The sequence below is a fragment of the Xaviernesmea oryzae genome, assembly GCF_900109605.1.
GTDB classification, from domain to species: domain Bacteria; phylum Pseudomonadota; class Alphaproteobacteria; order Rhizobiales; family Rhizobiaceae; genus Xaviernesmea; species Xaviernesmea oryzae.
In genome coordinates, this window is the sequence record NZ_FOAM01000002.1 from 60,528 (window position 1) to 80,228 (window position 19,701).

Consider the following 19,701-nt stretch of genomic DNA (forward strand, 5'->3'; position numbering starts at 1 on the left):
CCGGAGCTCGAACGACTTCGCGATGACATGCGCGCGGTCGTGGTCGTGCCGGTCATCAAGAAGACGGGCCGCGCAGCCGCCGATCAGGCCGCCGTCTCCACCCGCTCCGACGAGAGCCGGCTGGAAGAGGCCAAGGGGCTGGCGCTCGCCATCGATCTGACCGTGGTCGAGGGGTTGATCGTGCCGGTCGCCCAGCCGAAGCCGGGCACGCTGCTCGGCACCGGCAAGATCGAGGAGATCGGCCATCTCCTGATTGCCCATGATGCCGGGTTGGTGATCATGGATCACCCGCTCACCCCGGTGCAGCAGCGCAATCTCGAGAAGGAATGGAACGCCAAGGTCATCGACCGCACCGGCCTCATTCTCGAAATCTTCGGCCGCCGCGCTTCCACGAAGGAAGGCACGCTGCAGGTCGATCTCGCCCATCTCAACTATCAGAAGGGCCGGCTGGTGCGCAGCTGGACCCACCTTGAGCGCCAGCGCGGCGGCGCGGGCTTCATGGGTGGGCCGGGCGAAACGCAGATCGAGGCCGACCGCCGGCTTCTGCAGGAGCGCATCGTGCGGCTGGAGCGGGAACTGGAGCAGGTGCGTCGCACCCGCCAGCTCCACCGCGCCAAGCGCAGGAAGGTGCCGCATCCGATCGTGGCCCTGGTCGGCTATACCAATGCCGGCAAATCGACGCTGTTCAACCGCATCACCGGCGCCGGCGTTCTGGCCGAGGACATGCTGTTTGCCACGCTCGATCCGACGCTGCGCCGAATGAAGCTGCCGCATGGCCGCACCGTCATCCTCTCCGACACCGTCGGCTTCATCTCGGATCTGCCGACCCATCTCGTCGCCGCTTTCCGCGCGACGCTGGAAGAGGTGCTGGAAGCCGACCTGATCCTGCACGTGCGCGACATGTCGGACCCCGACACGGCAGCACAGGCATCCGACGTGCTGCGAATCCTCGCCGATCTCGGCATTGACGAGAAGGCGCGCAAGGAGCGGCTGGTCGAGGTCTGGAACAAGATCGACCGACTCGATCCGGAAGCGCATGACGCGCTTTTGCAGAAGGCCGCGCATACGGAAGACGTGAAGCCGCTTTCGGCGATGACGGGCGAGGGAGTCGATGATCTGATCGCGCTCGTCAACGACCGGCTCTCCGGTGTGATGACCGAAGGCAGCGTGACGCTGTCGCTCGACGATCTCCATCTTCTGCCCTGGATCTACGAGCATGCGCATGTCGAGGAGCGCGAAGATCTGGAAGATGGATCGGTGCGTCTGGACCTGCGCTTGGCCGCGACGGATTCGATCGAGCTGGAGCGCCGGCTCGGCCTGGTGCCAAAGACCTCCGAACATACAGAATAAGGCTTCAACCTTTTGTTTCTGAAGCCGCCGAAGCGATTACGCTTCGGCAGGAAATGCTCTGACCGCCTGCCGGCGATCCCGGCAGGCAATAATGAGGCTTCAGCGCACGGAGGCCGCGGCGGCGAAGCCGGCTTCGAGGTCGCGTTGCAGGTCCTCGACATTTTCGAGCCCGACTTGCAGGCGGATGACAGGCCCTTCGCTCGGTGCTTTGGCAATGACGCGATCGCCCAGATAGACCGGCACTGCCAGGCTCTCATAACCGCCCCAGGACCAGCCGATGCCGAACAGGCGCAACGCGTCGACGAAGGCGTGCGATTTCGCCTTGCCCGCGCCCTCGGCCTTCAGCACGAAGGAAAAGACACCCGAGGCGCCTGAGAAGTCCCGCTTCCAGATGGCGTGACCGGAGAAGCTTTCCAGCGCCGGATGAAGAACGGCGGCCACGTCGTCGCGGCTTTCCAGCCAACGCGCCAGGGCCAAGGCGCTCCGACTATGATGCTCCAGCCGCACGCCCATGGTGCGCAGGCCGCGCAGAACCAGATAGGAGTCCTCCGGCGCGCCGCAGATGCCGAGTGTGATCATCGTCTCATGCAGGCGTGGCCAGTGCGCGGCATTGGCCGAGACGGTGCCGAGCAGAATGTCGGAATGGCCAGCCGGATATTTCGTCGAGGCATGGACCGAAATATCGACACCATGATCGAGCGGCTTGAAATAGATTGGTGTCGCCCAGGTATTGTCCATGGTGACCACGGCGTCATGCCGGTGCGCGACTTCCGAAATGGCGCGGATATCCTGCATCTCGAACGTGTTGGACCCGGGTGCTTCCGTATGCACCAGCCGGGTGTTCGGCCGCATCAGGCTTTCAATGCCGGCGCCGATGGCCGGCTCGTAATATTCGACCTCGACGCCCAGGCGCTTCAGCATCGTATTGCAGAAGTGCCGTGTCGGCCCGTAGACCGAATCGACGATGAGCGCGTGGTCGCCCGCAGCGAGGAAGCCGAGCAGCGGCACGGTGACGGCGGCAAGACCCGAAGGCACGATAATGGTGCCGGCTGAGCCTTCCAGCGCGTCGATCGCCTCGCACAGCGCATCGGTCGTCGGCGTGCCCCTCGTGCCATAGGTATATTTCTGCGCGCGGTTCTCCATTGCCGCCGCCGTCGGGAACAGCACGGTGGATGCGCGTACCACGGGCGGATTGACGAAGCCGTGAAACTCGGACGGACGGTTTCCGATATGGGCAAGCCGGGTGTTCACGCCTGCCGCGGCCAGGTGGTCCTTGTCGTCACTCATTGCCAAAAATGCTCCATGTCACGTCCGATTTTCTAGAGACCAGCTTTGGCAGAGCGTCAAGCGCGCGCATGTCACCGAGACAATCGGAGTGCCACGTGTCGTCAAAGATATGCTTGAAGATGATCGATGATTTTTTGAGCTGACAGGCGCCTTTTCCCGTTCATCACGCTCATTTCAACAGCAATTCTGAGGAAAAAACGGGCGATGCCTGCATACAAGGCAAGCTGACTTGACCCTACCGGATTTTATGGTGACATAGATGCCTGGACCGCGCCCGGGAGGGTGGCAGGATCGTACGAAGTCAAAGGCTTCGCAGCGGTCGTTCAGCGCAGACGACAACATAAAAAGGGTCAAACAATGGCAAACAGGATTCTGGCGGCGCTGATCGGCGCTGCGGTCGTGGGGATCAGCGCGCAGGCTTCGGCGGGCACCCTGGAAGACGTCAAGGCCAAGGGCTTCCTGCAATGCGGCGTCAACGCCAACCTGTCCGGCTTCGGCTCGCAGGATTCGTCCGGCAATTTCGCCGGCCTCGACGTGGATCTGTGCAAGGCGGTGGCCGCTGCCGTCTTCGGCGATGCCACCAAGGTGAAGTTCACCCCGCTGTCGGCCAAGGACCGTTTCCCGGCGCTTCAGTCCGGCGAAATCGACATGCTGGCGCGTAACACGACCTGGACCGCCAGCCGCGACAGCCAGCTTGGCTTCGATTTCCGTGCCATCAACTATTATGACGGCCAGGGCTTCATGGTTCGCAAGGAGCTGAACGTGAAGTCGGCGCTGGAACTTTCCGGCGCAGCCGTCTGCGTGCAGACCGGCACGACCACCGAGCTCAATCTCGCCGACTATTTCAAGTCGCACAACCTTCAGTACAATCCGGTTGTGTTCGAAAAGCAGGAAGAAGTCGACGCTGCCTATAATGCGGGCCGTTGCGACGTCTACACCACCGACCAGTCGGGCCTCTATTCGATCCGCCTGTCGCTTTCCAACCCGGATGACCATGTGATCCTGCCGGAGATCATCTCCAAGGAGCCGCTTGGCCCGGCCGTGCGCCAGGGCGACAGCAAGTGGTTCGACATCGTCTCCTTCACGCATTACGCCATGGTCACGGCCGAGGAGTTCGGCATCACCCAGGCCAATGTCGAGGAGATGAAGAAGTCGGCCAATCCGGATATCAAGCGCTTCCTCGGCGAGGAAGAAGGCTCGACCATCGGCCAGGATTTCGGTCTTTCCAAGGATTGGGCCGTGAACATCATCAAGGCCGTCGGCAATTATGGCGAAGCCTTCGAGCGCAATGTCGGCCAGGGCTCGCCGCTCAAGATCAAGCGTGGCCTCAACGCTCTGTGGAACCAGGGCGGCCTGCAATACGCCCCGCCGATCCGCTAAGGCATGACATTCGATTGCGCGCCCTCAGGGCGTGATCTGTGGGAGGCAGTCGCTGCCTCCCACATCTTCTCTTCCATACGCCCGGTCAACAAGGGCGATTGAACAGGGGTAAATCCATGGCTTCCCTTGATGCCCGTGACGGGGATGGCCGTCGCGCATCCCTTCTCTACGATCCGACCGCGCGTTCCTACGTCTATCAGGCGCTCACCGTCCTGATTGTTGTCTGGCTTATCTGGCAGGCCTGGTCGAATGCCGCCGAGAACCTGGCACGCGCCAATATGACCGCCGGCTTCGGCTTTCTCTCCGGGCGCGCCGGTTTCGATCTCGGCCAATCGCTGATCGCATACAGCTCCGACTCGACCTTTGCCCGCGCGCTGGTGGTCGGCTTTCTCAACACGCTGCTGATCGGCGTGCTCGGCATCATCACCGCCACCATCGTCGGCCTCTTGATCGGTATCGGACGGCTCTCGAACAACTGGCTGATCGCGCGGCTCTGCACCGTCTATGTCGAGGTGTTCCGCAACATCCCGCCGCTGCTCGTCATCTTTTTCTGGTACAAGGGCGTGCTGTCGATCCTGCCGGATTTTCGCGCCATTCGCGCCGGTGTGGAAAAGGCCAAGGCCGCCGATCCGACGGTGGGCGACCCGCTCTTCATCATTTCCAATCGCGGTATCAGCTTTCCATCGCCGATCTTCCAGCCGGGCTTCACTGCCGTCTGGATCGCTCTGGCCGCCGCCGTTCTCGGCGCTGTGGTCTTCACACTCTGGGCCAATCGGCAGCAGGCAGCGACCGGCAAGCGCCCGCCGGCGCTGCTGGTCTCGCTCGGCCTGATCATCCTTCTGCCGCTTGTCGTCTTCCTCGCCGCCGGCCGGCCGCTCGCCTTCGACTATCCGGTGCTCGGCCGCTTCAACCTCAGCGGTGGCGGCCTGATCAGCCCGGAATTCCTGTCGCTCTATCTGGCCCTCTCGCTCTACACCGCTTCCTTCATTGCCGAGATCGTGCGCGCCGGCATTCGTGGCGTGCCCAAGGGCCAGTTCGAGGCCTGCGGCGCGCTTGGCGTGCATCCGAGCCGGGCCATGCGGCTGGTCATCCTGCCGCAGGCCATGCGCATCATCATTCCGCCGCTGACCTCGCAATATCTCAACCTGATCAAGAACTCCTCGCTGGCGGTGGCCGCCGGCTATCCGGATCTCGTCCAGGTCGGCAATACCATTTTGAACCAGAGCGGGCGGTCGATCGAGGTCATCGCCATCTGGATGATCGTCTATGTCACGATCAGCCTGGTCACCTCCGTGTTCATGAACTGGTTCAACGCCAAGATGGCCTTGAGGGAGCGTTGAGATGTCGGACATTCTCTCCACAACCAAAGGCGCCCATCTCGGCTATGTTCGCCAGACCTTTCTGGATCCACAGCCGGCGCCAAAATCAAGCTCGACCGCTGTCGCCTGGATTCGCGACAATCTGTTTTCGTCGGTCAGCAACAGCATTCTCAGCGTCCTGGCGCTCGCCTTCATCCTCTATTACCTGCCGGGCGTCATCGACTGGCTGTTCGTCTCCGCTCAGTGGACCGGCATGGATCGCACGGCCTGTGCCACGGCCGTTCAAGGCGGTGTTCGGCCGGATGGCTGGAGCGGGGCCTGCTGGGCCTATGTCGGCGACCGCTTCCAGCAATTCATGATCGGTTCCTATCCGCGTCCCGAGGCCTGGCGTCCCTATCTGGTCGCCGCGCTCTTCGTCGTGCTTCTGGTGCCGATGCTGATGCCCTCCGTGCCTCGCAAAGGCCTGAACGCCATCCTGCTTCTCGTTGTGCTGCCGATCGTCGCCTATGTGCTGCTGCTCGGCGGCGTCTTCGGGCTCAGCCATGTGGAAACCGCGCTGTGGGGCGGCCTGATGGTCACGCTGATCATCTCCTTCGTCGGCATCGCGGTGTCGCTGCCGGTGGGCGTGCTGCTCGCGCTCGGGCGGCGATCCAACATGCCCATCGTCAAGACCTTCTGCATCCTGTTCATCGAGTTCATTCGCGGGGTTCCGCTGATCACGGTTCTGTTCATGGCCAGCGTGCTTCTGCCGCTGTTCATGGAGCCGGGCGATACGATCGATAAGTTTCTGCGCGCGCTCGTCGGGGTCTCGATCTTCGCCTCTGCCTATATGGCCGAGGTCATCCGGGGCGGATTGCAGGCCATTCCGAAGGGGCAATATGAGGGCGCGGATTCGCTTGGGCTCAACTACTTCCACAAAATGAGCTTCGTGATCCTGCCGCAGGCGATCAAGCTGGTCATTCCCGGCATCGTCAACACCTTCATCGGCATGTTCAAGGATACCTCGCTGGTGTCGATCATCTCGATGTTCGACCTGCTCGGTGTGGTGAAGAACAGCTTCAGCGACGCGGCCTGGCTGACCCCGGTCACGCCAATGACAGGCCTGATCTTTGCGGGCTTCGTTTTCTGGATCTTCTGCTTCGGCATGTCGCGCTATTCGAGCTTCATCGAGCGCCGGCTCGACAAGGGACATAAGCGATAGACCGAGCGAAGACCGGGAAAGGACACGTCTTGCGTCCGCCGTCAGCGCGATTACAACAAACAGAGAAGAACAAAGGGAAACACATCATGAGCGCTCAAGCCGCGACGAAAGCGATGACCGTCTCCTCCACCGATGTCGCTGTCGAAATCATCGGCATGAACAAGTGGTACGGCGATTTCCACGTGCTGCGCGACATCAATCTGAAGGTGATGCGCGGCGAGCGGATCGTCATCGCCGGTCCCTCGGGCTCCGGCAAGTCGACCATGATCCGCTGCATCAACCGGCTGGAAGAACACCAGAAGGGCCAGATCATCGTCGACGGCATCGAGCTGACCAATGATCTCAAGAAGATCGACGAGGTGCGCCGCGAAGTCGGCATGGTGTTCCAGCACTTCAACCTGTTCCCGCACCTGACCATTCTGGAAAACTGCACCTTGGCGCCGATCTGGGTGCGCAAGATGCCGAAGAAGGACGCGGAAGAGATCGCTATGCACTATCTCAAGCGCGTCAAGATCCCGGAACAGGCGAACAAATATCCCGGCCAGCTGTCCGGCGGCCAGCAGCAGCGCGTGGCCATCGCCCGCTCTCTCTGCATGAAGCCGAAGATCATGCTCTTCGACGAGCCAACCTCGGCGCTGGACCCGGAAATGGTCAAGGAGGTGCTCGACACCATGGTAGGCCTGGCCGAAGAGGGCATGACCATGCTCTGCGTCACCCACGAAATGGGCTTCGCCCGCCAGGTGGCCAACCGCGTGATCTTCATGGACCAGGGCCAGATCGTCGAGCAGAATTCGCCGGCCGAATTCTTCGACAATCCGCAGCACGAGCGCACCAGGCTCTTCCTGAGCCAGATCCTGCATTAGACCCTATCCGCGCGCGGCAGCGGTCTCGCGCGGATGACTCGTTTGCCAACGTGACGGAGACCGGCAGTTGGTTGAAACGCGCCAAGGGCAGGTGAGCTGATCGATGACTTGTTAAAAGCCGGGCCGCAACGCCATTGCGGTCCGGCCCTTTTTTTGCGTCAGCGTCCCGTTCCCGTGGAAGGATTGTGATTGTCCCCGGTGCGGTAAAGTGCTGGACATGCCTGGCACAAACGAAGACGGCACCCTCTGCGAAAACAGAACACCCGCCCTGGAGTCCCAAGGCGGGTGTTCTGTTTTCACAAAGATATTCGACGCGATCAGCCAGCCATGGCGGCTGCGACAGCCTCGACGGCATCCTGTGCCTTGTCGCCATCCGGGCCGCCGGCCTGGGCCATGTCGGCCCGGCCACCGCCGCCCTTGCCGCCCAGCGCGGCGGCGGCAACGCGCACGAGATCCACCGCGCTGAAGCGTGCCGTCAGATCCTCCGTCACGCCCACCACGGCGCTGGCCTTGCCATCGGCCACGCCGATGAAGACGACTACGCCGGAGCCGAGGCTCTTCTTGCCGTCATCGGCGAGGCCCTTCAGATCCTTCGGCTCGACGCCGGTGACGACCTTGCCGAGGAAGGAGACGCCGGCGACTTCGCGGGGTGCATCACTCGCCGCCGTGCCGCCTGACAGGGCCAGCTTGCGCCTGGCATCGGCCAGTTCGCGCTCCATCTTGCGGCGCTCATCGACCAGCTGTTCGACGCGCGTCACCAGCTCCGAAGGCTGCACCTTCAGTTGACCGGCCAGCGTCTTCACGCGCTCGTCCTGCTCGGAGAGATAAGCGAGGGCGCCGACGCCGGTCAGCGCCTCGATGCGGCGGACACCTGCGCCGACGGCGCTGTCGCCGAGAATCTTGACCAAGCCGATCTGGCCGGTGGCCGCGACATGGGTGCCGCCGCAAAGCTCGACCGAATAGGGCTTGCCGGCCTTCGGCCCGTGCAGCGCCGTTCCCATCGAGACCACGCGGACCTCATCGCCGTATTTCTCGCCGAACAGCGCCATGGCGCCCTCGGCAATGGCATCGTCCACGCTCATCAGCCGGGTGGTCACGGGCGTGTTCTGCACCACGATCTCATTGGCCATGTCCTCGACGATCTTCAGCTCCTCGGCCGTCATCGGCTTGGGATGCGAAACGTCGAAGCGCAGGCGCTCGGGCGCGACCAGCGAACCCTTCTGCGCCACATGGGTGCCGAGCACTTCGCGCAGGGCTTCATGCAGCAGATGGGTGGCGGAATGGTTGGCGCGCAGGCGGCCGCGGCGGGCATGATCGACTTCGAGCGCAGCGGCCTGGCCGGGCTCCACGACGCCATCCTCGACCTCGGCCATATGCACGAACAGCCCGTCGCCGCGCTTCTGCGTATCGGTGACCTTCAGCCGCGCCTTCTCGGTGGTGATCACCCCGGCATCGCCCATCTGACCGCCCGACTCGGCGTAGAACGGCGTCTGGTTCAGCACCAGCTGCACGCTCTCGCTCACCTTGGCGGAGGGGATTTCCACGCCGTCGCGCACCAGCGCCTGGATGACGCCTTCGGCCGTCTCGGTCTCGTAGCCGAGGAACTCCGTAGCGCCAAGGCGCTCGCGCAGGCCGTACCAGATGGTCTCTGCAGCCGCTTCGCCGGAGCCGGCCCAGCTGGCGCGTGCCTCGGCCTTCTGGCGTTCCATCGCGGCGGTGAAGCCATCGGTATCGACGCCGACGCCACGGGCGCGAAGCGCATCCTGCGTCAGATCGAGCGGGAAGCCATAGGTGTCATAGAGCTTGAACGCTGTTTCGCCATCCAGCCGATCACCCTCGCCAAGCGAGGATGACGCGTCGTTAAGCAGGCCGAGACCGCGTTCCAGCGTCTTGCGGAAGCGGGTTTCCTCAAGCTTCAATGTTTCGGAGATCAGGCTCTCGGCGCGCAGAAGCTCGGGATAGGCGCGGCCCATCTGGCCGACAAGCGCCGGCAGCAGCCGGTACATCAAGGGTTCCTTGGCGCCGAGCAGCTGCGCATGGCGCATGGCGCGCCGCATGATACGGCGCAGCACGTAGCCGCGGCCCTCGTTCGACGGCAGCACGCCATCAGCAATGAGGAAGGCGGAAGAGCGCAGATGATCGGCGATAACGCGATGGCTGGCGCGCTGGTTGCCCTCTGCCTTCACACCCGTGGCCTCGACCGAGGCGGCGATCAAGGCCTGGAACAGGTCGATATCGTAATTGTCATGCTTGCCCTGTAGAAGCGCAGCGACGCGCTCCAGGCCCATGCCGGTATCGATCGACGGACGCGGCAGACTGACGCGCTCCTCCTTCGTCACCTGCTCATATTGCATGAAGACGAGGTTCCAGATCTCGATGAAGCGATCGCCATCCTCATCCGCCGAGCCGGGCGGGCCACCCCAGATATGGTCGCCGTGGTCGTAGAAGATCTCTGAGCAGGGGCCGCAGGGGCCCGTATCGCCCATCGCCCAGAAATTGTCGCTTGTCGGAATGCGAATGATGCGGTCGTCCGACAAGCCGGCGATCTTCTTCCAGAGGTTAAAGGCCTCATCATCCGTGTGGTAGACGGTGACCAGCAGGCGCTCGCGGTCGATGCCGAATTCGCGGGTGATCAGCGTCCAGGCCAGCTCGATCGCGTTCTCCTTGAAATAATCGCCGAAGGAGAAATTGCCGAGCATTTCGAAGAAGGTGTGGTGGCGCGCGGTATAGCCGACATTGTCGAGGTCGTTGTGCTTGCCGCCGGCGCGCACGCATTTCTGCGCTGTGGTCGCCCGCGAATAGGGCCGGTTTTCCAGTCCGGTGAAGACGTTCTTGAACTGCACCATGCCGGCATTGGTGAACATCAGCGTCGGATCGTTGCGCGGCACGAGCGGACTCGACGGCACGACCTCGTGGCCATTCGCCTTGAAGAAGTCGAGGAAGGTCGACCGGATTTCGTTCACGCCACTCATTCGATTGCCTTTGCTGTTCAAAGTCCGCCCCGCCTTATCCGGCCGGCGCCCGCATGCCCATTGCTTGTCCCCACTGCGCCCCGCGAACCGGCTCCAGCGCCTGAGACCGCAGGGTAACAGCGGCTTGTATCGCTGCCGAAAAAGCCTGTCCAGCACACAAACGAAAAGCACGTGCCTCCCGCCCTCAGGCGCGGCGATTTGCGCTTGGCGCATCAGCCTTGCCCACATGTTCTCTCAAGGCTCACGGGCCGGCGTCACGGGCAAAGAAAAGGGCGGCACGAAATCATCGTGCCGCCCCTCGCTGGGTTATCGACTGCGCGTTCGATCAGGCGAGCGCTGCATCGTCGTCATCGCTGTCGCCGGCTTCCGGACCACCATTTTCGAGGAACTTCTCGGCAATGAGGCCGGCGTTCTGGCGCAGCGCCATTTCGATTTCCTGCGCAGCGTGTGGATTGTCGCGCAGGAACTGCTTGGCATTTTCCCGACCCTGGCCAAGCCGCTGGCTGTTGTAGGAGAACCAGGCGCCCGACTTCTCGACAATGCCGGCCTTAACGCCCAGATCGACCAGTTCACCAGTCTTCGACACGCCTTCGCCATACATGATGTCGAATTCAACCTGCTTGAAGGGCGGGGCCATCTTGTTCTTGACGACCTTGACGCGAGTCTGGTTGCCGACCACCTCGTCACGCTCCTTCACCGAGCCGATGCGGCGGATATCCAGACGAACCGAGGCATAGAACTTCAGCGCATTGCCACCCGTCGTGGTTTCCGGCGAACCGAACATCACGCCGATCTTCATGCGGATCTGGTTGATGAAGATCACCATGCAGTTCGACTTGGAGATCGAGGCCGTCAGCTTGCGCAGCGCCTGGCTCATCAGGCGGGCCTGAAGGCCCGGCAGGCTGTCGCCCATCTCGCCCTCGATTTCGGCGCGTGGCGTCAGGGCGGCGACCGAGTCGACCACCAGCACGTCGATCGCGCCGGAGCGAACCAGCGTGTCGGTGATTTCGAGCGCCTGCTCGCCGGTATCGGGCTGGGAAATCAGCAGATTTTCCAGATCGACGCCAAGCTTGCGGGCATAGATCGGATCCAGCGCATGTTCGGCGTCGACGAAAGCGCAGACGCCGCCCTTCTTCTGCGATTCGGCAATGGTCTGCAGCGCCAGCGTCGTCTTGCCCGAGCTTTCAGGCCCATAGATCTCGATGATGCGGCCCTTGGGCAGGCCGCCAATGCCCAGTGCTATGTCCAGCCCGAGGGAACCGGTCGGCACGGTCTCGATTTCGACGACGCTGTCCTTGCCGCCGAGCTTCATGATCGATCCCTTGCCGAACGAGCGTTCGATCTGGGAGAGTGCCGCCTCGAGTGCCTTGCTTTTATCCACCGATTTATCCTCTACCAGCCGCAAAGAATTCTGTGCCATTTCGTCCACCTTTAGGTTATCGGAACTGTCGAGGCAATCGCGCCGCCGTGCACGAATATGTACTCTTTTTGTTCTCGTTTCGCAAGGGCTGCGCAAGCCTTTGACGGAGAAATCGAATTGTCGCTGCGTTCTCTTTCCATTCACGCTGGGGACAAACGGCTGGCGCTTTAACACTGAACCTGCGGAAACGGGGACGAATCGTTTGTCTCTTGCGAGGATTTTTTCGTCATGAGCCGGCTGGCCGAGCGCATCGTCATCACCTTGGGCGGCGCCCATCTCGACCGTCGCGGCCGGATTGCCGGACGCGCGGTCATGGGCGCCAGCAATCCCGGAAGCCTGTTCGAGGAGGCGGGCGGCGGGGGCTTCAACGCGGCGCGCAATCTCGCGCGCCTTGGCTGCGCGGTGACGATGGTCAGCCCGCGCGGCGGGGATGCGGCGGGCGATCTCGTTTCCCAGGCCGCGGTGGAGGCAGGCGTCGAGGACAAGGCTTTCGTCTTTCTCGACCGGCAGACGCCGAGCTATACCGCGATTCTGGAGGACGACGGCAATCTGGTGATCGCCATCGCCGATATGGATCTCTACAGATTGTTCGGGCCGCGCCGGGTACAGCAACGGGCTTTGCGCGAGAAAATTGCCGGCGCTGACGCGCTGCTGACCGATGCCAATCTGCCGGCGGAAACGCTGGCTGCCATTGTGGGTTTGGACGAGGCGAGGGGCCGTCTGCGGGCTGGCATTGCCATCTCGCCGGCCAAGGTCGTGCGCTTCCTGCCATCGCTCGGTCAACTCGATTGCCTGTTCATGAACCGGGCGGAAGCGGCTGCCCTGGTCGCCGCGTCGACAGGCGTGGATGCCGAGGACCCCGCCACAGCCAAGCCGCAGGATTGGCCAAAGAGGCTGTCCCGCCTCGGGCTTGGCGGCGGTGTGGTGACGGCGGGGGGCGGGCCGGTGCTCGCCTTTTCCGGCAACGAGGCCGTTCTTCTGCAGCCGCCTGAGATCGATGGCCATGCCGACGTGACCGGCGCGGGCGATGCTTTGGCGGCAGGGTTCCTCGCTGCGCGCCTCTCGGGCTTCAGCTTGGGCGAAAGCCTGCGCCATGGCGTCGCGGCCTCGCTGATCACGCTGGCCTCGCCTCTTGCGGTGTCGCAGCGCATGAGCCCTGCCTTGCTGGGCGAGGCGCTCGAGGCGGTGCCTCAGGCTCTGGCGCTGGCGATATAATCTCCTGTCGGTTCGCTATCGGTGACGTTCGACCTTATGGACGGCCCCTGCTAAGAGGCGCGTATCCGCTTTGCCGCGCAGCCATCCACCATGGATGATTGCCGCGCATAAGAATAATCGAGCCACGCTCGCGCATGCCCTGCGCGCTGACTGCCGACCACGTGCCAAGGCTGGCGCTCTTTGCCCGGCCGTGAAAACCAGAAAAGGATCCAGCAATGACCCGCCCCGCTTCTCCGCAGCTGCCCATGCGTCTTTCGGCCGCCGTCGCCGACGCCCAGGCGCGCGACGCCCCGATCGTCGCGCTCGAATCGACCATCATCACCCATGGCATGCCTTATCCGGGCAATCTCTCCATGGCGCGCAGCGTCGAGACGATCATCCGCGAGGCAGGCGCTGTGCCCGCGACCATCGCGGTGATCGACGGAACGCTGCATATCGGTCTTGAGGATACCGAGCTCGAAGCGCTCGCCCAAACCAAGGGTGCGTTGAAGGTATCGCGCGCCGATCTCGCTTTCGCGATTGCCGAGCGGCGCACCGGCGCCACGACCGTCGCAGCGACGATGATTGCGGCTGCCCGCGCCGGCATTCGTGTATTTGCGACGGGCGGCATTGGCGGCGTCCACCGTGGCGCGGAAACGAGCTTCGACATTTCCGCTGATCTGGAAGAGCTGGCCCTTTCGCCCGTCATCGTCGTCTGCGCAGGTGCCAAGGCGATTCTCGATATTCCCAAGACCCTGGAAGTTCTGGAAACGCGCGGCGTGCCTGTCGTCACCTTCGAGAGCGAGGTGTTCCCGGCTTTCTGGTCGCGCGATTCGGGGCTCAATTCGCCCTTGAGCCTCAACAGCCCGGCGGCGATCGCCAATTTCCAGAAGGTGCGCGATCAGCTCGGCATCGATGGTGGCATGCTGATCGCCAATCCCGTGCCGGAAGAGGCGGAGATCCCGCGCGAAGAGATGGAAATCTACATCGCCCGCGCGCTCGACAATGCCAAGCGTGACGGCATTCTCGGCAAAGCGGTGACGCCCTATCTGCTGCAGAGCATCTTTGAGATCACCGACGGGCGCAGCCTTCAAACCAATATCGCGCTGGTGGAAAACAATGCGCGCCTTGCAGCCGAGATCGCCGTTGCCATGGCCTGAGACGAAAGGCGAGCAAAGGCTTTGGAGCATCGGACCGACCAAACGGGCGGTCTCGATGCCCTAGCCGCGCGCTTGGTAGCCGTAGAGCCAATCGAAATCGGCGGCCAGACTCTCGCGGCTGCGCAAGGCCAGGACGAGGTTGCGGCCGAGGCGAAAGGGCCCGGCCGCGTGATAGGCAAAGCGGTTGAAGGCGGCGCGTGCGCGCACCTTGTCGATCCGCCCGGCGCGGTGGCGGCGATAGGCGGTGAAGGCATCGGCGGGGCTGCGCGCCTCGGCCAGAAAACCGGCCAGCTCGAAGCCGTCCTCGATCGCCATGGCCGCGCCCTGAGCGGCAAAAGGCGTCATCGCATGGGCGGCGTCGCCGATCAGAAGACGCTGTGACCCGTCGTCCCAGGCGCCGTCGGCCACCTCATAGAGCGGCCAGGCGATCGCCGGCGCCGCCTTCGTCAGCGCGGCTCGGAGCTCCCGGTGCCAGGGCGACAGCAAAGCTGTGGGCACAGGTCCCGCCATGCCGGCAGCAAGCTCGCTGCTGCCGGGGCCGATCACCACCAGATTGAAAGCATCGCGCAGGGGGTAGGCGACCGCATGGGCCCGGTTGGCCATGAAGGCGGTCACAGCGCGCGCGTCCAGAATGTCGGGTGCTTCGGCAAAGGGCAGGGTCATGCGCCAGGCGACATGGCCGGAAAAACGCCGTGCGCCGGCGCCGGGCAGGTTGGCGCGCAGGCTGGAGCGTGCTCCATCCGCGCCAATGAGCACTGCTGGGCGACGGCCGGTGATCGTCTCGATCCTGCCGGCGTCGATACCGTCGAGCCGATGGCCGAGATGCATGCGGCAGAGCGGATTGGCGGCCACGGCCTCTGCCAGAGTCTGCTGCAGATCGGCACGGTGGATCGCGGCATAGGGATGGCCCCACCGCGCCCGGGCATAAGCGCCCGCCGGCACCTCGGCCACCAACCGAAGGCTGGACCCATCGGCCAGGCGGATCGCGTCCGGCTCCCGCCAATGGCTCGAGAGTGTATCCGTCAGCCCGAGCCTGTCGAGCACGGCCGTGGCATTCGGGGACAGTTGCAGGCCCGCACCGACCTCTTTCAGACTCTGCGCCTGTTCAACGATATCGACGCTGATCCCATGACGGGCAAGGGAAAGTGCAGCCGTTAGGCCGGCTATGCCGGCCCCGACGATGGCAATGGGCAGATCACGCTGCATCGGCAGGCTCACGCACAAAGCCGAGCGGCAGAGGCGGCCGTTTCAGGGCGGCGAAGGTCGGCCGCGCCGGGGACGACGGCCGGGCCGCGCCCCTGGACGCGTGCCGCACGTCTCAGGCCGCCTTGACCGAAAACAGGCAGCCTGCCGGCACGGTCTGCTCGGCTTTCAGCGTCGGATTATAGCGATACAGCGTCGAGCAATAGGAACAGACCTTCTCATTGTCGTCGCCCATGTCGATGAAGATATGCGGATGGTCGAAGGGCACGGAAGCGCCCGTGCACATGAATTCCTTGACGCCGATTTCGATCACGGCATGGCCGCCGTCGTTCTGGAAATGGGGAATGCCGTGACTGGCCATGGCTTTACGCTCCGGTGTTGTCGTTGTCGTGTTCGCTCGGCCGGCACCTTAGAAAGCTTTGCGGCAAATGTGTAGACGCCAAGACGACGCGCCACCGGATTTTCAGGGTCTGCTTGCCGTCCCTTGGCCTCGCATCGGCTTGACGCCGGCCGGCGGCTATCGAATTCTGGCGGCCGCCGCATGGTTTGCTGTCGCCTCGCGGCACGCGGGCATATAAGAGAGCGCCGGCAGCGCCGGACATTCCTTGTGCCGGCAGAGCATGGACATTTCCAAAGGATAGCCGCTTTCATGGATCTCAACGCGCCGTCTTTTCAAACCTTCCAGCATGAGGGGCTCGACATCGCCTTTTTCGACAAGGGCGATCCGGACGGCAAGCCCATCCTGCTGATCCATGGCTTCGCCTCGAGCGCGCTGGTCAACTGGGTCTATCCCGGCTGGCTGAAGACACTCGGCGATGCCGGTTACCGGGTGATCGCGCTCGACAATCGCGGCCATGGCCGCAGCGCCAAGCCGCATGATGCCGCGCTCTATCACCCCCCGGCCATGGCTGGCGACGCGCTGGCCCTGCTCGATCATCTCGGTGTGGCGTCGGCGGCGGTCATGGGTTACTCCATGGGTGCGCGGATTTCCGCCTTTCTGGCGCTGGCGGCGCCGGAGCGGGTGCGCGCGCTGGTGCTCGGCGGGCTCGGCATCGGCATGGTCGAAGGCGTTGGGGATTGGGATCCGATCGCCGGTGCGCTGCTTGCGCCATCGCTCGATGACGTCACCCATGAACGCGGACGCATGTTTCGCCAATTTGCCGAGCAGACGAAGAGCGACCGGCAGGCGCTGGCTGCCTGCATCGCCACATCGCGCGATTTGCTGACGGCTGGCGACATGGGCCGTATCGCCGCGCCGACGCTGGTGGCGGTCGGCACGCGCGACGACATCGGCGGCTCGCCGCAGGCTCTGGCAGACTTGATGCCGAACGCCACCGCGCTCGACATTCCCAACCGCGATCATATGCTGGCTGTGGGCGATCGCGTGTTCAAAGCCGCAGCCCTTGCTTTTCTCGCACGCTATGCCGGATAAGCGGGACTGTCGCCACCGGTGCTGTCCGGATTTGTGACACGGCCGGCCATTCACGCCGGCCGCGATATGTCTTATATCTGCGCTCTAGGGGCGCAGGCTGGAAGGCCGGACGTCAGACGGCCGACACCGGAAGCAAGGAGAGCGGCGATGATCGCCAGAACCGATATCCGCGCGAGCGAAACGATCAAGCCGATGGATCCGATCTGGGATAGCCTGCGCGAGGAGGCCGCCCTGGCCGCCGAGCGGGAGCCCGTGCTCAGCGCGTTTCTCTATGCGACCGTTCTGAACCAGACCTCTCTCGAAAAGGCCGTGATCCATCGGATCTGCGAGCGGCTCGATCATGGTGACCTGCCGGCCAGCCTCCTTCGCCAGGCCTTCGGCGAAATGGCGGAAAGCCTGCCGGACTGGGGCGCGATCCTCCGCGTCGATATCCAGGCCGTTTATGATCGCGATCCGGCCTGCAACCGCTTTCTCGAAGTGCTGCTCTATTTCAAAGGCTTCCATGCGATCCAGACCCATCGTCTCGCTCATTGGCTGATGGCGCATGGGCGGCGGGACCTGGCGCTCTATCTGCAGAGCCGGTCGTCTTCCGTTTTCCAGACTGACATCAACCCGGCTGCACGCATCGGCAAAGGCATCTTCCTGGACCACGCCACCGGTCTGGTCGTGGGGGAAACCGCCGTTATCGGCGACAATGTCTCGATCCTGCATGGGGTAACGCTCGGCGGCACCGGCAAGGAAGGCAGCGACCGGCATCCCAAGATCGGCAATGGCGTGCTGATCGGTGCCGGTGCCAAGATCCTCGGCAACATCGAGATCGGCCATTGCTCGCGCGTCGCCGCAGGTTCCGTTGTGCTAAAGCCCGTTCCGCCCAATTCCACCGTTGCCGGCGTTCCCGCGCGCGTGGTCGGGGAGGCCGGATGTCGGGAACCTTCGCGGTCCATGGATCAGGTACTCTCTTCCTTCGAGATGTGAGTCGAGATCTCACCGGCATCTGCAGCCGGCCCGCTCCAAAGCGATAGCGACGGCTGATCTGAACGATCGGTCCAGTCTTTGCGATGGCGTTTGAGTGTGTCGGAGTGCCTAGCCTGATATTCGTGCGGCATGCCTGAGTTTTCGCAGTGGTTTCAGTCTCACGGCTTTACAGGGGGCGCGCCTTCATGAGAGAAGCCCCCTGTCGCGCGTCGCGCGCTGTCGCCTCCCTGTTTCGCCTTTGTCGGTGCCGTGTTGAACGTGTGTCCGTGCGGCGCCGTTTTCCGGCATGAGGGCCGAGTGCGTAATTCCTTGGGCCGAATGGGCTCAGGGAGAAATATGCGGAAAATTTCAAAACGTGACAGCATCGTCTGTGCGTCTCGGTCGAGAGCAGATGCTGTGAGAAGATAATCCGGAGACATCATCTTGAAACCTGAAGAAATCAAGAAGCTCGAAGCCTATTTCAAGCGCAACCTGAACCAGGAGATCGTCATCAAGGCGCGGCCGCGCAAGGACGAGTCTGCAGAAGTCTATCTCGCCGACGAGTTCCTCGGCGTGATTTTCCGCGATGAGGAAGATGGCGAGCTCTCCTACAACTTCTCGATGGCCATCCTGTCGATCGATCTCTAAGGCGGCCAGCCCGACGGCTCACGTGGTTTTGATGCTATATCTCCTAAAATCTGCGGGTTTTGGGGCGCAAACAGGGCAGGTGCATTGCGGCGCACATTGACTTTATTGTGCAGTGCACATATTCTCGATCCAGCATATTTGGTGAGAGAGGAGATATCCCCATGTTTGCATTCGATGAAGCGAATAAGCGCAGCAAGGAAACCATGGAGGCCGTGATGCGGTCCTATGCCTCGATGGCCAAGGGCTTCCAGGCCATTGCCATGGAAGCGGCCGATTATTCCAAGCGCTCGTTCGAAGAGGGCGTCGCGCATATCGAACGCCTCCAGGGCGTTCGCAGCCTGGAAACGGTCGTCGAGTTGCAGACTCACTATGTGAAGTCGGCCTATGAGGGTTACATTGCCGAAGCCAGCAAGCTTGGCGAGATGTATGCCGATCTGGCCCGCGACACCTACAGGCCCTACGAGGCGCCGGTTGCCAAGGCTGCCGCCAACATGAAGGCGGCTGCTGCCCAGGCGACGACGGTCGCTGCGGCCTGAGGCCGTGATGGTCGCGGATCAACGCGGCCGCCCGATGCATAAGTCAGAAAACCGGTCGTGGTGTCCACGGCCGGTTTTTTGCATTTGCGGCATGGTTTCAAGCGCGGCGTCGCGGACCGGTCGTGCTCCGCCGCCGATACGAGTCCTCAAGGCTTGGTCCTGCGCTTGAAGGGCGGGCCGCGCGAGGCCACATGAGGGACGATGACGATGGTCCATGCCACAAGGTTTTCCGGCTGGCTGGGCGATGCTCTTCAGGTTTTTAGCGCTTCTACCCGCCGATCCCCCCATTCTTTACAAGGGCCTGCGAATATCGTTGCAGAGCGGCAGAACGGGCTTAAAATCAGGAAACGAACCACTAGATAAGATGTCATCGAATGGTCGCATTGCAGCCGGAGGCTCGGCGATCCGATTAGGGAATGAACAAGAATGATCGCACTGCCGATCCGGATGCAGAGTGACAAGGAAGGTGGCGGTGAACGCGGCCGAGGCACTTCGGTCATCACCCGGACCAAGCCGCAAACCAAGAAGCCGAGTCTGTATCGTGTCCTGCTTCTGAATGACGATTACACGCCGATGGAGTTCGTGATCCATATTCTTGAACGGTTTTTCCAGAAGGATCTCGAAGAGGCGACCAAGATCATGCTGCATGTTCACCATCATGGCGTGGGGGAATGTGGCGTCTTCACCTACGAGGTCGCGGAGACCAAGGTGATGCAGGTGATGGATTTTGCGCGTCAGCATCAGCATCCGCTTCAATGCGTCATGGAAAAGAAATGAGGAAC

General features: G+C 62.9%; 17 protein-coding genes. 12 read left to right on the top strand and 5 right to left on the bottom strand.

Translation table 11 applies throughout. From position 1 onward, the window contains the following. Positions 1 to 27 precede the first annotated feature (27 nt). Entirely contained in the window at positions 28 to 1,350 is a 1,323-nt protein-coding gene (gene hflX, locus BMX61_RS02030) for a GTPase HflX (RefSeq protein ID WP_092742238.1), read from the top strand. Positions 1,351 to 1,449: 99 nt separating this feature from the next. Here the strand turns inward: hflX and BMX61_RS02035 are convergent, their stop codons facing one another. Next, the gene (locus BMX61_RS02035; RefSeq protein WP_075627807.1) at positions 1,450 to 2,637 is read right to left on the bottom strand and encodes a cystathionine beta-lyase; all 1,188 of its coding nucleotides are present in this window, start codon (positions 2,635 to 2,637) and stop codon (positions 1,450 to 1,452) included. A 357-nt stretch (positions 2,638 to 2,994) separates the two neighbouring features. Here BMX61_RS02035 and BMX61_RS02040 point away from each other — a divergent pair, with 357 nt between their 5' ends. The 4 genes from BMX61_RS02040 to BMX61_RS02055 all read left to right on the top strand — a co-directional run bounded on the left by BMX61_RS02040 (position 2,995) and on the right by BMX61_RS02055 (position 7,400). Next, on the top strand, positions 2,995 to 4,017 hold the full coding sequence (locus BMX61_RS02040) for an amino acid ABC transporter substrate-binding protein (protein ID WP_075627806.1): 1,023 nt from the start codon (positions 2,995 to 2,997) through the stop codon (positions 4,015 to 4,017). Between the two features lie 116 nt (positions 4,018 to 4,133). Further along, positions 4,134 to 5,357, top strand: coding sequence for an amino acid ABC transporter permease (locus BMX61_RS02045; RefSeq protein WP_075627805.1), 1,224 nt, complete (start codon positions 4,134 to 4,136; stop codon positions 5,355 to 5,357). 1 nt (position 5,358) lies between these two features. Beyond that, complete coding sequence (locus BMX61_RS02050; protein WP_083639444.1) at positions 5,359 to 6,537, top strand: amino acid ABC transporter permease; 1,179 nt, start codon at positions 5,359 to 5,361, stop codon at positions 6,535 to 6,537. Positions 6,538 to 6,623: 86 nt separating this feature from the next. Then, complete coding sequence (locus BMX61_RS02055) at positions 6,624 to 7,400, top strand: amino acid ABC transporter ATP-binding protein (protein WP_075627804.1); 777 nt, start codon at positions 6,624 to 6,626, stop codon at positions 7,398 to 7,400. 317 nt (positions 7,401 to 7,717) lie between these two features. Here BMX61_RS02055 and alaS read toward each other — a convergent pair whose 3' ends face one another. Next, positions 7,718 to 10,372: an alanine--tRNA ligase gene (alaS, locus tag BMX61_RS02060; protein WP_075627803.1), complete on the bottom strand. Its 2,655-nt coding sequence runs from the start codon at positions 10,370 to 10,372 to the stop codon at positions 7,718 to 7,720. Positions 10,373 to 10,697: 325 nt separating this feature from the next. Next, entirely contained in the window at positions 10,698 to 11,792 is a 1,095-nt protein-coding gene (recA, locus tag BMX61_RS02065) for a recombinase RecA (protein WP_075627802.1), read from the bottom strand. A gap of 228 nt (positions 11,793 to 12,020) precedes the next feature. On the opposite strand from recA, the gene BMX61_RS02070 reads away from it, so the two are divergent. Next, complete coding sequence (locus BMX61_RS02070) at positions 12,021 to 13,007, top strand: carbohydrate kinase family protein (RefSeq protein WP_092742241.1); 987 nt, start codon at positions 12,021 to 12,023, stop codon at positions 13,005 to 13,007. A gap of 215 nt (positions 13,008 to 13,222) precedes the next feature. Beyond that, a complete protein-coding gene (locus BMX61_RS02075) occupies positions 13,223 to 14,146 on the top strand; it encodes a pseudouridine-5'-phosphate glycosidase (protein ID WP_075627801.1) in 924 nt (307 codons plus the stop codon). Positions 14,147 to 14,206: 60 nt separating this feature from the next. On the opposite strand, the gene BMX61_RS02080 is transcribed toward BMX61_RS02075, so the two are convergent. Together BMX61_RS02080 and BMX61_RS02085 are read right to left on the bottom strand one after the other, a co-directional pair. Next, complete coding sequence (locus BMX61_RS02080) at positions 14,207 to 15,352, bottom strand: FAD-dependent monooxygenase (RefSeq protein WP_075627800.1); 1,146 nt, start codon at positions 15,350 to 15,352, stop codon at positions 14,207 to 14,209. Between the two features lie 112 nt (positions 15,353 to 15,464). Continuing rightward, on the bottom strand, positions 15,465 to 15,710 hold the full coding sequence (locus BMX61_RS02085; protein WP_075627799.1) for a zinc-finger domain-containing protein: 246 nt from the start codon (positions 15,708 to 15,710) through the stop codon (positions 15,465 to 15,467). A 288-nt stretch (positions 15,711 to 15,998) separates the two neighbouring features. Between BMX61_RS02085 and BMX61_RS02090 the strand changes: the two genes are divergently transcribed. From BMX61_RS02090 to clpS, 5 genes are all read left to right on the top strand, one after another. Beyond that, positions 15,999 to 16,781: an alpha/beta fold hydrolase gene (locus BMX61_RS02090; RefSeq protein ID WP_075627798.1), complete on the top strand. Its 783-nt coding sequence runs from the start codon at positions 15,999 to 16,001 to the stop codon at positions 16,779 to 16,781. A gap of 147 nt (positions 16,782 to 16,928) precedes the next feature. Then, entirely contained in the window at positions 16,929 to 17,756 is an 828-nt protein-coding gene (gene cysE / locus BMX61_RS02095; protein ID WP_075627797.1) for a serine O-acetyltransferase, read from the top strand. A 423-nt stretch (positions 17,757 to 18,179) separates the two neighbouring features. Next, entirely contained in the window at positions 18,180 to 18,383 is a 204-nt protein-coding gene (locus tag BMX61_RS02100; protein ID WP_075627796.1) for a DUF3126 family protein, read from the top strand. Between the two features lie 161 nt (positions 18,384 to 18,544). Beyond that, on the top strand, positions 18,545 to 18,919 hold the full coding sequence (locus tag BMX61_RS02105; protein ID WP_075627795.1) for a phasin family protein: 375 nt from the start codon (positions 18,545 to 18,547) through the stop codon (positions 18,917 to 18,919). Between the two features lie 426 nt (positions 18,920 to 19,345). Further along, positions 19,346 to 19,696 carry an ATP-dependent Clp protease adapter ClpS gene (clpS, locus tag BMX61_RS02110; RefSeq protein ID WP_075627794.1) on the top strand — a complete coding sequence of 117 codons (351 nt, stop codon included), beginning with the start codon at positions 19,346 to 19,348 and terminating at the stop codon, positions 19,694 to 19,696. The last annotated feature ends 5 nt before the right edge of the window (positions 19,697 to 19,701 follow it).